15 protein-coding genes are annotated in these 13,511 nt (G+C 36.7%); 14 read left to right on the top strand and 1 reads right to left on the bottom strand.

The genetic code is table 11. The features are described 5' to 3' along the window. Positions 1 to 19: 19 nt before the first annotated feature. From ACJ2A9_RS11630 to ACJ2A9_RS11585, 10 genes are all read left to right on the top strand, one after another. Positions 20 to 340, top strand: a complete 321-nt coding sequence (locus tag ACJ2A9_RS11630) for an STAS domain-containing protein (RefSeq protein ID WP_441421815.1) — start codon at positions 20 to 22, stop codon at positions 338 to 340. Between the two features lie 59 nt (positions 341 to 399). Then, positions 400 to 1,191 (top strand): PP2C family protein-serine/threonine phosphatase, encoded by a 792-nt coding sequence (locus tag ACJ2A9_RS11625; RefSeq protein ID WP_441421864.1) that lies wholly within the window; start codon positions 400 to 402, stop codon positions 1,189 to 1,191. Positions 1,192 to 1,205: 14 nt separating this feature from the next. Continuing rightward, entirely contained in the window at positions 1,206 to 3,305 is a 2,100-nt protein-coding gene (locus ACJ2A9_RS11620; protein WP_441421814.1) for a flagellar assembly protein A, read from the top strand. Positions 3,306 to 3,318: 13 nt separating this feature from the next. Next, positions 3,319 to 3,630 (top strand): STAS domain-containing protein, encoded by a 312-nt coding sequence (locus ACJ2A9_RS11615; protein WP_441421813.1) that lies wholly within the window; start codon positions 3,319 to 3,321, stop codon positions 3,628 to 3,630. A gap of 52 nt (positions 3,631 to 3,682) precedes the next feature. Next, the gene (locus ACJ2A9_RS11610) at positions 3,683 to 4,051 is read left to right on the top strand and encodes a PilZ domain-containing protein (protein ID WP_441421812.1); all 369 of its coding nucleotides are present in this window, start codon (positions 3,683 to 3,685) and stop codon (positions 4,049 to 4,051) included. Positions 4,052 to 4,236: 185 nt separating this feature from the next. Next, the gene (locus ACJ2A9_RS11605; RefSeq protein ID WP_441421863.1) at positions 4,237 to 5,499 is read left to right on the top strand and encodes a Y-family DNA polymerase; all 1,263 of its coding nucleotides are present in this window, start codon (positions 4,237 to 4,239) and stop codon (positions 5,497 to 5,499) included. Between the two features lie 138 nt (positions 5,500 to 5,637). After that, positions 5,638 to 5,973: a YolD-like family protein gene (locus ACJ2A9_RS11600; protein ID WP_441421811.1), complete on the top strand. Its 336-nt coding sequence runs from the start codon at positions 5,638 to 5,640 to the stop codon at positions 5,971 to 5,973. Between the two features lie 141 nt (positions 5,974 to 6,114). Continuing rightward, the gene (locus ACJ2A9_RS11595; RefSeq protein WP_441421810.1) at positions 6,115 to 6,408 is read left to right on the top strand and encodes a hypothetical protein; all 294 of its coding nucleotides are present in this window, start codon (positions 6,115 to 6,117) and stop codon (positions 6,406 to 6,408) included. 153 nt (positions 6,409 to 6,561) lie between these two features. Next, positions 6,562 to 7,497, top strand: coding sequence for a hypothetical protein (locus tag ACJ2A9_RS11590; protein ID WP_441421809.1), 936 nt, complete (start codon positions 6,562 to 6,564; stop codon positions 7,495 to 7,497). Beyond that, complete coding sequence (locus ACJ2A9_RS11585) at positions 7,497 to 7,967, top strand: low molecular weight protein-tyrosine-phosphatase (RefSeq protein WP_441421808.1); 471 nt, start codon at positions 7,497 to 7,499, stop codon at positions 7,965 to 7,967. The genes ACJ2A9_RS11590 and ACJ2A9_RS11585 overlap by 1 nt, the downstream gene beginning before the upstream one ends. Before the next feature lie 51 nt (positions 7,968 to 8,018). Here ACJ2A9_RS11585 and ACJ2A9_RS11580 read toward each other — a convergent pair whose 3' ends face one another. Further along, entirely contained in the window at positions 8,019 to 8,198 is a 180-nt protein-coding gene (locus ACJ2A9_RS11580) for an H-type small acid-soluble spore protein (RefSeq protein WP_441421807.1), read from the bottom strand. A gap of 176 nt (positions 8,199 to 8,374) precedes the next feature. Between ACJ2A9_RS11580 and asnB the strand changes: the two genes are divergently transcribed. The 4 genes from asnB (at position 8,375) to ACJ2A9_RS11560 (ending at position 13,477) form a co-directional block, all read left to right on the top strand. Continuing rightward, entirely contained in the window at positions 8,375 to 10,222 is a 1,848-nt protein-coding gene (gene asnB / locus ACJ2A9_RS11575; RefSeq protein WP_441421806.1) for an asparagine synthase (glutamine-hydrolyzing), read from the top strand. A gap of 156 nt (positions 10,223 to 10,378) precedes the next feature. Then, a complete protein-coding gene (locus ACJ2A9_RS11570) occupies positions 10,379 to 11,371 on the top strand; it encodes a zinc-binding dehydrogenase (protein WP_441421805.1) in 993 nt (330 codons plus the stop codon). 299 nt (positions 11,372 to 11,670) lie between these two features. Next, on the top strand, positions 11,671 to 12,099 hold the full coding sequence (locus ACJ2A9_RS11565; RefSeq protein ID WP_441421804.1) for a MaoC/PaaZ C-terminal domain-containing protein: 429 nt from the start codon (positions 11,671 to 11,673) through the stop codon (positions 12,097 to 12,099). 19 nt (positions 12,100 to 12,118) lie between these two features. Continuing rightward, positions 12,119 to 13,477 (top strand): sigma-54 interaction domain-containing protein, encoded by a 1,359-nt coding sequence (locus ACJ2A9_RS11560; protein WP_441421803.1) that lies wholly within the window; start codon positions 12,119 to 12,121, stop codon positions 13,475 to 13,477. The last annotated feature ends 34 nt before the right edge of the window (positions 13,478 to 13,511 follow it).

Here is a 13,511-nt window from a genome sequence, read left to right as displayed (position 1 = left end):
AGAGAAAGGACGGCTTGTAATGAATTTAACGGTTGGAAAAGAAGTAGCCAAATCAACAGTTATATTAAGAATTAAGGGAATTTTAGATATCTCTACTAATAATGTTATTGATCCTTATTTAGATGAACTTGATGAAAATGTAAAGATATTAATCATTGATTTCTCAGAATTAGAATTTATTGATTCTACAGGGATAGGCTCAATTATGAATGTGATTCATTTGGCTCAAGAAAAAAGTTTCCATCTTAAATTCCAAGGGATTAATGAGTTGACTCACCAAGTTTTTGAGACGATTGGAATTTACCATATTTTAGAGGTACTTCAAGGGGAGGTTATATAATGGTGTTTAAAGATAGTCTTAGTTACTCTGTGGAAAATGATACAGTTGATGGACGAAATATGCTAGATAAAACGTTACAGCGTGAAATTAATCTTGCAAGAAATATCCAATCTTCATTATTGAATGGGAAAACTCCTACATTTGAGGGAGGAGAAGTTGCTGGATCTTCTCTTCCAGCGCGATTAATCGGCGGCGATTATTATGATTTTTATCCATTAGTTAATGGGAGTATTCGAATTGTTATTGGTGATGTGATGGGGAAAGGAATCCCTGCAGCAATGCTCATGATTTTAACCCGAGGTGCTTTCCGAAGCGCTGCTGAAAGCACACAAAGTCCTGGGGAAACCTTATCGGCTATGAATCAAGCATTATATCAAGATTTACGGACATTAAAGTCATTTGTCACATTATTTTGTGCTGATCTAGACCCGAAAACAGGCATTCTTTCTTACGCAAATGCTGGACATAATCTTCCGCTTTATATTAAAGGGAAAGATAGATCAGTACAAGAATTACCAAAAGTAAAAGGGATTATGGTTGGGGGGCTTCCTAATCAAGTATATAAAGAAGTATCGATTCAATTAGAGGATCAGGACACGGTTTTCTTTTATACAGATGGAATTGTTGAGGCTGTAAATAAGGAAGGAAAGCAATATAAAATAGAGCGTCTTATTGAAACACTTGTAAATAACCAACCAAAAGGTGTCGGAGAGATTGAACAGAATGTGATGGATTCAATCCATCAATTTACAGATGGTGTTCCTCAAAAAGACGATATCACAATGGTCCTTTTAAAAGTAGGTCAACAAAAAGCGGATATAACGAGTTTAAATTCTCCAGTAATGAGTTAAGGGGGAATACAGTCATGCAAAGTATAGTTTCTAAAGGTAAGAGTATAAATGAAGCGATTATGCTAGGATTAGAGTTATTGGACGCAACAAAAAATGATGTGGATATCGAAATTATCCAAAGTGAAGTGAAAGGGTTTTTTGGCATTCGTTCAAAAGAAGCTATTGTAAAACTTACTCGATTAGAAACGAATTCTGACAGATCTCAAAATAATAAACAATCGATTGATGTAATTAGTTTAGCTGAACAACTTATTTCTGAACTTCCAGATGAAAATGTTGAACATAAAACCATTTCCAAAACTGTTGATAACATTCGAGGAAATGAAGAGACATTATCAGAAACTGAAAATGATTCAGAGCAACTTTCAGGAAAAGTATGGGTGAAAAACGGAGTCATAGGTTGTAAAAATTCTCCACATCATTTTCCGATGATTTCTATTTCAAGAGGTATCCAACTTTTTAAGAATAACGAGTTGGTTGGAGATAAGACAATACTGATTTCGGAAAACGATTCATATGAAATTAAAGTGGATGAAGAGAAAGTAGAAACCAAATGGTCGGTTTCTATGGATGAACACAAATTAAAAGTTTTTTTAGAAGTAGAACCTGGATATAAAATAGTACGCTGGATACCAGATATTGAACCTGACCATCACATTGAACTCAAAGTAGAAGAGAGTAAAGAAGTTTATAATTCTCTTACTTATAATAATATTATCCAAAAGCTCGAATCTTTAAGAGTTAAACATGGATTCAATCAAGCTGAAATCATAAAAGCGATAGAAGCAACAGAAGCAGGGAAGTACGAAATTGCAACTGGAATGCCACCGAAACCTGGAAAAGATGGCTGGATTGAATTACTAGTCGATATTAATGAACAGAATGGTCCCAAAGAAAAAGAGGATGGAAGTGTCGACTTTCGAGAAATTAGAACAATTCCTACAGTCGATCGTGGAAAAGTAGTTGCCATCATCCACCCTCCTGTCCCTGGTCAAATAGGTTATACCGTAACGAATGATCCACTGCCTGCCAAACAAACCTTTCCGATTATTTTACAGGCCGGAAAAGGAGTAATGGTTATTGATGACAAAGTAGTCGCAACAGAACCTGGTCGTCCTAAAATAGAAAAAAGGGGACAACTTGTAAAAATATCGATCATGTCTAAATTAATTCATCATGGTAATGTCGATATATCATCAGGAAACATCAATTTTAAAGGTGATGTCGAGATAACAGGTTACATTGAGGACAGAATGATAGTAGAGGCCGTTGGCGACATTACAGTTCATAAAACTGTCAATATGGCTACACTTACTGCCTCAGGTGCAATTGTTACGTATGGTAATATTGTTGGTGGAGAACTATCAGCAGGAAAACATAATATGCTTATTACGGAATTAGGCCATCTCCTTGGGATTTTGTATCAAAGCATTGAAAAAATGGTTCAGGTCATTAATCAACTTACGGAATCTCCAGCCTTTAAACCAAATGATCTTACAAATGGTGGATTACAACCGTTAATAAGGATTCTTTTAGAAAGAAAATTTAAAGGATTTCCTACTTTAGCAAAAAAATACGTGGACGTAGTACGAAGAGGAGAAGACTATTTGGAGGATGATATTTGGAGAGAAGTAGCAGTCTCCTTATCACAATTATTTCTCTCATTAACAAATGAAATCACTTCACTTGAACGAATTAAACAATTATCGGAAAAAATGAAAGAGTTACATGAGGTTAGTGAAACCCCTGTTGAACCTAATTCTTATATAACGATCCCGAGTGCCTCTAATAGTAGCCTTTATTGTAGCGGAAATATCCTTATTTTAGGTCAAGGGTGTGTCAATACAAAAGTTCATGCTGGTGGGATGTTAAAAGTTAATGGTATTATTCGGGGTGGAGAAGTATATGGACGGTTAGGGGCTGAAATTAATGAAACAGGATCAGAAAGTGGCACGCCAACGATTGTAGCCGTCCCAAATGATCAAAAAATTAAGATTAAGACTGCAATGGAAGGTACAATTCTTAGATTTGGTCATATAAAATATACGTTAGAGAAAACGATGTATAATCTTGTAGCGAAATTAGATGAAAATGATTCGGTTGTTTTTGAATAATAGGGGTGATTGTATGTTTAGTTTTTCAATCAAAGAAACGGATAATGCCATTGAAGTAATCTTTGCAGGAGATTTGGATATTGAAGGTACAGAAGTTGTAGAAAATGAATTGATTCCAGCTCTCAATAACTGCCAAAGAGTGAATATAGACTTTACAGATGTTCCATTTGTTGATTCTTCTGGAATGGGATTGTTATTAGATTTAGTTCAGACATTAAAAGAAAAGGGAACAATCGTTACGATAACTAAAGTTAGTGAGGAAGTGATGGATGTTTTTGATCTTTTGCAAATTCCAGAGATATTAGGATCAGACGTTTTTGTTTAAGCTTTTCTGCAGCTGATATTTACGAAAAAGGTTAATGTCGGGAGAGGGGAAAATGAGGTATAAACGGGCAGAAACATTTAGATATGAATTTGGCAGGCCGCTAGAGTGTGAATTTAAGATAATTAAAATAAATGGAGGGGACAAAGCTAGTAATCCAGGTAAAGCTAAACTCCATGATATCAGTCCAAGTGGGTTGAAAATTTCAACAAATTTAAACTTACTTTGTCATAAAAATGAGGTAGAGTTAGAGGTTCAGTTTACTTTGTTTTCCTGTTTTGTTGTGAGGGGAAAAATTGTCTGGCAAAAGCTGGATCGATATGGTGAATATTTTTATGGAGTAAATCTATTTATAGATGATAAAGGAAAAGATGAACTAATTAATGACTTGAAAAATTATATTCAAAAAGAAAGAGTTATATAAGAATAAAGTGGCTTAAAGCAATTTCATCTTGTCTAAGAGCCAAAATACGGGGATGTCTCAAGAACAAAGAGACAGTTCCCGTTATTTTTTTGCACAAATTTCCAATTGAAATCGAACATATATTCCTTTATAATGACATATACTACGAACGTAAGTTCTTTATAAATGTGAAAGGAACGATGGATATGAGGATCGATTACGATTCATTTCCAAAACGAACGATTTTTTGTGTAGATATGAAAAGCTTTTATGCAAGTTGTTCTGCTGTTTTACTTGGTCTTGACCCATTAACGACCTATCTTGCAGTTGTTGGAGATACAGAACGGGAGGGAAGTGTCGTACTAGCGGCAACTCCTCCATTAAAACAGGATTTCGGTATTAAAACAGGGAGCAGGCTCTTTGATATTCCTAATGACCCGCGAATACACATCGTGAATGCACAAATGTCGACGTATTTAAAAACATCAATCGCAATTACGGAGCTGTTTCATCGGTATGTACCGATGGAATGTATTCATACGTACAGTGTAGATGAAAGTTTTCTGCAGGTCGATGGGACAACGAGACTATGGGGAGATAAGTTCTCTCTTGCTGAACAAATAAAAGAAGAGATGCAAAAAGAATTTGGTTTAAGCTGTGCAATCGGAATAGGACCTAATATGCTGATGGCGAAACTATGCCTTGATTTAGAAGCAAAAAAGAAGGGGATTGCTGAGTGGACGTATGATCAAGTGGAAGCAAAGCTTTGGCCAGTTTCACCATTAAGTAAAATGTGGGGGATCGGTACGAGAATGGAAGAGCGCTTGCATCGTCTTGGGATTCGTACTGTTGGTCAACTGGCAAATTATCCACGCCATTTATTGGAGAAGAAGTTCGGCGTGATGGGTAACCAGCTCTATTATCATGCACATGGAGTTGATTTATCTGACTTAGGCGCTCCCATTATGCAAGGACAAATCAGTTTTGGAAAAAGCCAAATGCTATTACGTGATTATACAAAGAAGAAAGAGATTAAGCATGTCATACTTGAAATGTGTGAGGAAGTAGCAAGAAGAGCGAGAACAGCCAACAAAGCAGGCAGAACAATCAGTCTGGGCATTGGTTACAGTAAGAAAGAAGGCGGGGGAGGGTTTCACCGCTCTCAGACAATTGCTGAACCAACGAACATGACAATGGAGATTTATCAGACATGTTTGCAGTTGTTTGAAAAGCATTTTGATGAGCGAACAGTGCGGAAAATCTCAATTTCACTCTCAAATGTTGTTGACGATGATCAGCTGCAGCTAAATTTATTTGATCATAGGAAACCAAAACAAAGAGAGATTGGCTATGTAATGGATGCTATTCGGCAAAAATACGGCTCCAACGCCTTACTGCGAGCCGTCTCCTACACAACCGCAGGCACAGCCAGACATCGGGGAAGACTTGTAGGAGGGCATAAGGCGTAAATGTAAAATTAAAAATTTAAAATGTAAAATTGGTTCGGGATGATTCAGGGATGTTTTAAAAGAATGCTTCGATGAAAATCTCTCAAAAATTTTAAATTTTACATTTTAAATTTTACATTCAAAAAGGGGGTTTTCAACGTGATTCGTGATCGGGGGAATATTAAGTGGACGGCGATGATGCTGCCTGAGCATGTCGAGATGCTTAAAACGTTAGAGGAAAAAACAGTGTACAAAACAAAGCCTATTGTTGATGAACAGCAGCTTACAGAAATGAATGAAACACTTTGTGAGGCGATGGCTGAAAATCAGTCACTTTATTTTACGTATTTTCAACATCATAATTATCATGTTCTTGTCGGAAAAGTTCATGATTTTGATCAAGTCAATGAGAAGCTTCGTATTAAGGATTATTTTGAACATGTCCATATTTTAGACATAAAAAATGTTATTGATATAAGGATCGACAACGATTGACAAGGTTCTTTCTTTGGTGAATTCGAGTTCACGGAGCTGTAATTTAATTTTCACAAATTGGTAACAACATTTTTTTCTAAAAATGTTATAGTTAATACGGGTTAAGGAAAACCATAAAAAAAGATAGGAAGTGAAGAGAACGTGATCGTTCAAGGCTTGATTGAAACCAAAGAATATTTTACTGGGGAAACGAAGGATAATTACTTTGTCATTTATGAAAAGTTTGAAAACACAGATGCTGTATTTAAAGGAAACATCGTAGAAGAAAACCATTGCGGTACAGAGGAATTTATTCAAATTTTACGCGGAAATGAAGAGTGCAGCTGTTCCCTTAGAAATGTGATTAGTTTTCGGGTTGGTGATCAATGTAAGTCAGTAGATGAAATCTTACTTAAAATTAAAAGCGAACATAAAGACATTTTTAAGTCTAATTAATTATAATAGTAAAATAAAATGCCCCTTCCATATGAATATTGGAAGGGGTTTTTCATTTTTAGGAAAAAAACTATCCTTAAAAATAGTAACGCAGATTAAAAAAGATTATGCGATAATAAAGTTAAATGGATAGAGATAAAGGGGAGAAGGAACATGTACACTGCTGTTTTTGCATCACCGCGAACGAAAGTAGGACTATCTACAGTTGTAGAGTCATTACTGGGTTGGCTACAGGAAGAAACGAGTTTTCGAGTTGCAGTCTTTCATTGGACGGAAAAAGAGAGAGGCCTTTCAACCGAAGAACTTTTAAATAAGACGAATGAGCAAATTTGTGAAATGAATACGTTTTACTTCAAGGATTTGCAGCATTTATCAGAGGAACAATATCATGAACTGCAAGCAAAGTTAGAGAATTGTTTTGATATTTTACTAGTGGATTTACCACTATTTAAAAAAATGGATTACCTTCATATTATTGAAAGTGCTGACCGTTTATTTTTGTTGCATAAAGAAGGAGTGACTTCTACAATAGCAGCAGAGTTAGAAATGTACATGCAAAAATCAAGAAAAATCCAAAAGAGTCGAATCTCTTCATTTAGAACAAAAATAGGTGAACAGAATAAAGTATTACTGTTTGAAGAAGTACAATCAGCACCAAACAACTTAGGCTTTATTCATGAATTAGGCGATGATAAACCTGTTGATGTTGGGCTGTTAGGCGAAGTGTTACATGGAGAATTTGTCATTAAAGAATTAAAAAAGCGAACAAATGAAAAGATAGATAGAGCAATAGAAAGCATAGTAGCAGACATAACAAAGAGTGAAGATTTTCTCCAATTATTAATGGAACGGATTGATCAAATTGACATTCCATTTCAAGACAAGCTTCTGCTGCAAAGATATTTTTTTCTCCGCTTGTATCTAGGTCAGGAGCCGTTGGAGGCTGTAAATGATATTTTTAAAATGTACCAGGCATTTTTCCCGGAAGAACTTCTGAGGCAGTTTGAGTTTGAATTGAATTTAAGTAAGATTCAGTTTTCATTTAACGGTTCGGAAGAGAAAATAAAAGAGGAAGAGATGGTGAGATAATGGTTCGTGTATTATTTGTTTGTTTAGGAAATATTTGCCGGTCTCCTATGGCTGAGGCTGTGTTTCGGCATAAAGTATCAGAGGCAAATCTTAATCATCAAATCGAGATTGATTCAGCAGGTACTGGACATTGGCATGTTGGTAAAGGTCCTCATGAAGGAACGAGAACAATTTTAAACGAGAACAACATCAGTTATGAAGGGATTGTTGCTCGTCAAGTTGTGGAAGATGATTTAACAAGTTATGATTATATCATTGCAATGGACGCCGAAAATCTTGGTCATTTACATCGAATGGCTGGCAGAACGAATACAGGTGAAATTGCGAGATTGCTTGACTTTTTACCTAAGGCAAAGATGGAAGACGTCCCCGACCCTTATTTCACAGGGAACTTTGAAGAAGTATACAGTTTGGTTGACGGGGCATGTGAAGAGTTGTTATCGTACATTTGTAAGCAAAAACAATTATGAAGATAAAGATGACACTTTAAATTTTAAGGTGTCATCTTTTTATTGCTCAGATTATTGCTCAACGAGTTCATGAATAGGCACGGTCATTTCATCGTCAGGCTTTTCTCTTGTGTAAACTCTAGCTGTTTCACTTTTATCATCGACATTTTGAATCCAAACAGGTGTCCCATTATAGCGAACGATAATTTCCTCAGGTGATTCAATGATTTGCTGCGCACGCATGATATCCATTCGTTCTCCTCCTTCATACCGTTTTTATTATTATTTTCAAATACAGGGAAATTATTCTACTGCTATTGTCAGATAATCATCCAGTAAAAAAATTAAGAGGCACACAAAATCAATCACACATCAAACAGAAAACGAATATTGTATACCAAATACCAAAACTCAAGGGGTTGATGTGGATGTGTGGGATTACTGGATGGGTGGATTGGCAACGTGATTTACGGGTGGAAGAGGGAACGTTAGAAAAAATGGCACGTACTTTATCAAGAAGAGGGCCAGATGATTTAAATGTTTGGAGTTGTAAACAGGCAGCTTTTGGTCATACACGTCTAATTGTTGTCGATCCAGAAGGCGGCGTTCAGCCCATGACAAAAACAGTTGGCGATCGTTCTTTTACAATTGCTTATAACGGAGAGCTGTATAACACAGAGGATCTAAGAAAAGAGTTACTGCAGCGCGGACACAAATTCAGCTCACATTCAGACACGGAGGTATTGCTGACGGCATTTATTGAATGGGGTCCGGATTGTTTAGAGAGGTTAAATGGTATCTTTGCGTTTGCAATATGGAATACGAAAGATCATCACCTGTTTATCGCACGTGATCGTCTCGGTGTAAAACCACTGTTCTATACGGAGAAGGCTGGTGGACTTATTTTCGGTTCAGAAATAAAAGCACTACTTGCTCACCCAATGGTTAAAGCGGAAGTGGATGCCGAAGGGTTAGCGGAGGTGTTTGGTTTAGGGCCATCAAGGACACCAGGGCATGGCGTGTTTTGTGGGATCCATGAATTAAGGCCCGGTCACGCGATGCATTTTACGAATAATGGTGTGAAAATAACTCGTTATTGGAATGTACAAAGTAAAGAACATTATGACAATGTGGAAGAAACAGCAAGAAATATCCATGACATTTTACAAAATGCTGTTGAGCGCCAGTTAGTTGCCGACGTACCAGTGGCAACATTTTTATCAGGTGGTGTTGATTCAAGCGCATTGACCGCTTTTGCTAGTCACTATTTTAAAAGAGAAGGAAGAGGTCCTCTTCATACGTACTCTATTGACTATGTTGATAATGAAAAATATTTTAAAGCAAATGAATTTCAACCAAATGCAGATGGACCGTGGATTAAAATTGTTTCTGATGCATTGGGAACAATCCATCATACCCATGTCATTCAGACAGACCAGTTAGTTGAAGCTCTAAAAGAAGCAGTACATGTCCGTGATATGCCGGGGATGGCTGACATTGATTCTTCATTATTATGGTTTTGTAAGCAAGTAAAAAAAGATGTGACGGTCGGACTTTCAGGCGAATGTGCAGATGAAATCTTTGGTGGCTATCCGTGGTTCCGCAGAGAAGAAGATTTAACTCGTGGCGGATTCCCATGGATGAGATCAACAAAAGAGCGTGAGCAGCTCCTTCATCCAGAATGGCGTAAAAAACTTAATCTCGAAAGCTATTTGCACGATCGCTATAACGAAACGTTAAAAGAAGTGCCGCTCTTGCCTGGTGAAAGTAAGGAATCTGCAAAAAGAAGAGAACTGTTCTACTTTAACATGGTTTGGTTTATGACAACATTACTGGACCGTAAAGACCGGATGAGCATGGGAGCAAGCTTTGAGGCAAGGGTTCCGTTTGCTGATCATCGGCTTGTAGAATACGTTTGGAATATTCCATGGGAAATGAAAAACCTGGATGGAAGAGAGAAAGGGATCTTACGTAAGGCATTAGAAGGCGTCCTCCCACATGATGTGCTTTATCGTAAAAAAAGCCCTTATCCAAAAACGCATAATCCGCATTACACGAATGCTGTAAAAAAATGGTTATTAGAGATTATCGACAACCGAAATGCTCCGATCCTTCAGCTCATTGATGAACAGAAAGTTCGTGACATTGTGAATACAGACGGGGAAGCATTTAAAGTGCCTTGGTTCGGTCAACTAATGAGCGGTCCTCAACTGATTGCTCATTTATCACAAATGAATACGTGGTTGGAAGATTATAAGATTGAGATAAGAGGATAGGTTTTGTGGAAAGCAGCCCGGGAACGTGCTGCTTTTTAATTAATAGCTTTAATACTGATGTATTAGGTTTGTAAGTGACTGGTCATTTGGCATGAAATTTGCAAAAAATAATTTATATAAGTATCAAAATTATTTTAATTAGATGGAGGCGATTATATGAAGGCATTTGTACACAAAGGTAAAGCAGGACTAGAAAACACATTTTATACTGATATGGAAATAAGAGAACCTAATAACGGTGAAGTGAAAGTACGACTTAAGAATGCTGGCTTGAACCATCGTGATATTTGGAATCTTTCTCGCAGAGTAGAGGATGCTCCTCCTGTAGTATTAGGATCCGATGGAGCTGGTGTGGTTGAAGCAATTGGAGATGAAGTAGACAATATTCAAATCGGTGACGAGGTCATTATAAATCCAAGCCTTCGATGGCATGATAATCATGATGCTCCCCCGAGTGATTTCGAAATACTTGGTGTGCCAACACATGGCACATTTGCAGAGTTTATTATTATTCCTGCTGAAAACGTTGAACGTAAACCAAAGCATTTGTCGTGGGATGAGGCGGGCGTCTTACCACTAGCAGCATTAACAGCTTATCGGGCGTTATTTACGAGGGGAAATTTGCAACCAGGCCAAAGTGTGTTAATACCAGGTATTGGAAGTGGTGTAGCTACATTTGTGTTATTAATGGCCAAGGCTATTGATGCTCGTGTCATTGTAACCTCGAGAAGTGAAATGAAAAGAAGGCAAGCAATAGAGTTAGGAGCAGATGTAGCTCTCGACAGTGGGAGTGATTGGAATGAAGGCTTACTAGGTGAAAAAGTAGATTTGGTTATTGAAAGTGTAGGACCAGCTACATGGCAAAAATCTATGGACGCTTTGCGTGTAGGAGGTACCCTTGTATGTTATGGTGCTACATCAGGTGAGGAGGTATCAATTAATTTGAAGACACTCTACTTTGGCCAGTTTAATATAATGGGTACAACAATGGGAAATCACGAAGAATTTAGAGAAATGCTTGAATTTATAGAAGAATATCAAATTAAGCCTGTAATTGATAAAGTGTATCCACTTTCAGATGCTATCCATGCGTTTAATCGTATGAATGATGGGGCACAGTTTGGCAAGATAGGGTTACAAATCGGATAACAAATAAACAAAAAAACGAAAAGGTTAGCCAGTTTTATTTTTACTGGTTGGCCTTTTTTAGGTTTTAGGAAGTTCCACCGTTTGTATTAGATTATTGTTAGACATCAAATACTATATTTATGCAAAGTTAAAGCTATGATATGATAAAATATATACTTAAAAAGGTCCTCTAAGAGGTTTGTTCAGTCATTAAGAGAGAAGAAAAAAATACGCCCGAAAAACACAGAATATTCATTATTTTTCAAAAAATACTTTTACAAGTGGAAATAACTTAATAAGATTGAAAGGGTGAAGGAAAGATGAATAAGGTGAAAAAGAACATAAAGGATTTTTCGATTGGCCAAAGCAGTAGTATTGCACGCGTTTTTACAGAAAAGGATGTCAAGCTTTTTATTGAATTAACAGGAGATGATAATGCCGTATATTCATGTGATTTACGCACTAAAGATTTAAAGGGACCAATTGTTCCTGGGTTATTAACTGAAGGTTTAATTATGGAAGTCATGTCAAAAAAACTCCTTGGTACCACAGGGCTGATGTTACAAAAAGATATGGTTTTTAACCATCCGGTTTATATCGGGGATACAATTACTGCCAAAGTAGAAATCATTGATATTGATGTAAAGAGATCTTGGGTGACAATGATGACACGATGCATGAATCAAGATGGCGAGTTAGTTATAACAGGACAAGTTGTAGGTTTAATTATTACTAATATAGATGGGTAGGTGATATATGATGGAAACGATGTATGTTAGTAATAAAATAAACAAAATAGGTTTCTTTTACGTTGATTTAAAGGGTAAAGTGAAATACTTCTGCTCTAAATTATCGGAAAATTTCAAATTGGATGAAAGTGATTTCGTTGGATTGACAGTGAATCATGTTTTAAAGAGCCAAGTATCTGAAAAACAGTTGTTTGAAATGGCCCAAAAGAACCAGACTGTTTTTGGTGTTATTAAGGATGAACCGTGCCTTATCCATATCTCCTCTTGTTCTGAAGAAGAAAAATCGAATGGATATACCTGCCATGTCGTACTGCGTGCTAGAGACATTCGAGAGAATGATGTTTTAGAATTTTGGAAATCAATGAATTCTCAAAATAAATCTAAGGAAAAAAGAAGAAATAAAAATGCTTATTCCCATAGGTATAGCTTTGAAAATATTATAGGATCAAGCCCCGCGATGAATGAGGTTGTAGAACTTGCTTCTAAGGTCGCAAAGGGTCAGTCGACAATTATGATTTCAGGTGAGAGTGGAACAGGAAAAGAGCTATTCGCTCAAGCAATTCATGATCTAAGCCCACGACGAGAAGGACCCTTTGTTGCAGTTAACTGTACAGCAATTCCTGAACAATTGTTTGAATCTGAGCTTTTTGGGTATGAAGGTGGGGCGTTTAGTGGAGCTAAACGGGATGGGAAAGCTGGTAAAGTAGAGCTAGCACACAATGGAACTTTATTTTTAGATGAGATTTCAGAACTGCCTTTATTACTACAGGGGAAACTTTTACGTGTGCTGCAGGAAAGAGAGATTGAGAGAATTGGTGGAATAGATAGAAAAGATATTAATGTTCGAATTATTGCAGCAACTAATAAAAGTCTAAAGAAGCTTATTGATGAAGGGAAATTTAGAGAAGATTTATATTATCGGCTGCAAGTTTTCGAATTGAAAATCCCAGCGTTAAGATACAGAAATGATGATATTATACCATTAGCGTACTATTTTATTGAAAAATTTAATAACCAACTTGGTTTAAGTGTTAAGCACATAGAACCGACACTCAAACATTGGTTGTTGAATTATCATTGGCCTGGGAATGTGCGGGAATTACAGGCGAAAATAGAACGAGGAATGAATATTGTCGAAGGTGATACCCTTCTCATGAAAAATATGGGTGCTCAGTCAGACTCTAACCAAATAAAGGAACCGACTACTATAGAAAACTATTTACCATTAAAAGAAGAAGTAGCTAATGCTGAGATTAAGGCAATTAGCCGTGCTTTAAAGAAATCCAATGGTGACAGGATGGCTGCAGCACAACTCTTAAAAATTCATATTGCTAGTTTGTATAGAAAACTAGAGAAATATAATATGAAGGAAATTTAATAAGTGGCGATTAGTAATTGAAATCGGCATGGAT

This window comes from Anaerobacillus sp. MEB173, assembly GCF_052119505.1.
GTDB lineage: Bacteria > Bacillota > Bacilli > Bacillales > JBJMAU01 > JBJMAU01.
The sequence above is the reverse complement of the archived record's forward strand: the minus strand, read 5'-3'. Positions and strand labels throughout refer to the sequence as shown.

What these genes read in the sequence shown, in the direction of transcription:
- ACJ2A9_RS11630 (WP_441421815.1), top strand. Translation starts at nt 20, where the DNA reads ATGAATTTAACGGTTGGAAAAGAAGTAGCCAAATCAACAGTTATATTA.
- ACJ2A9_RS11625 (WP_441421864.1), top strand. Translation starts at nt 400, where the DNA reads ATGCTAGATAAAACGTTACAGCGTGAAATTAATCTTGCAAGAAATATC.
- ACJ2A9_RS11620 (WP_441421814.1), top strand. Translation starts at nt 1,206, where the DNA reads ATGCAAAGTATAGTTTCTAAAGGTAAGAGTATAAATGAAGCGATTATG.
- ACJ2A9_RS11615 (WP_441421813.1), top strand. Translation starts at nt 3,319, where the DNA reads ATGTTTAGTTTTTCAATCAAAGAAACGGATAATGCCATTGAAGTAATC.
- ACJ2A9_RS11610 (WP_441421812.1), top strand. Translation starts at nt 3,683, where the DNA reads ATGAGGTATAAACGGGCAGAAACATTTAGATATGAATTTGGCAGGCCG.
- ACJ2A9_RS11605 (WP_441421863.1), top strand. Translation starts at nt 4,237, where the DNA reads ATGAGGATCGATTACGATTCATTTCCAAAACGAACGATTTTTTGTGTA.
- ACJ2A9_RS11590 (WP_441421809.1), top strand. Translation starts at nt 6,562, where the DNA reads ATGTACACTGCTGTTTTTGCATCACCGCGAACGAAAGTAGGACTATCT.
- ACJ2A9_RS11585 (WP_441421808.1), top strand. Translation starts at nt 7,497, where the DNA reads ATGGTTCGTGTATTATTTGTTTGTTTAGGAAATATTTGCCGGTCTCCT.
- ACJ2A9_RS11580 (WP_441421807.1), bottom strand. Translation starts at nt 8,198, where the DNA reads ATGGATATCATGCGTGCGCAGCAAATCATTGAATCACCTGAGGAAATT.
- asnB (WP_441421806.1), top strand. Translation starts at nt 8,375, where the DNA reads ATGTGTGGGATTACTGGATGGGTGGATTGGCAACGTGATTTACGGGTG.
- ACJ2A9_RS11570 (WP_441421805.1), top strand. Translation starts at nt 10,379, where the DNA reads ATGAAGGCATTTGTACACAAAGGTAAAGCAGGACTAGAAAACACATTT.
- ACJ2A9_RS11565 (WP_441421804.1), top strand. Translation starts at nt 11,671, where the DNA reads ATGAATAAGGTGAAAAAGAACATAAAGGATTTTTCGATTGGCCAAAGC.
- ACJ2A9_RS11560 (WP_441421803.1), top strand. Translation starts at nt 12,119, where the DNA reads ATGTATGTTAGTAATAAAATAAACAAAATAGGTTTCTTTTACGTTGAT.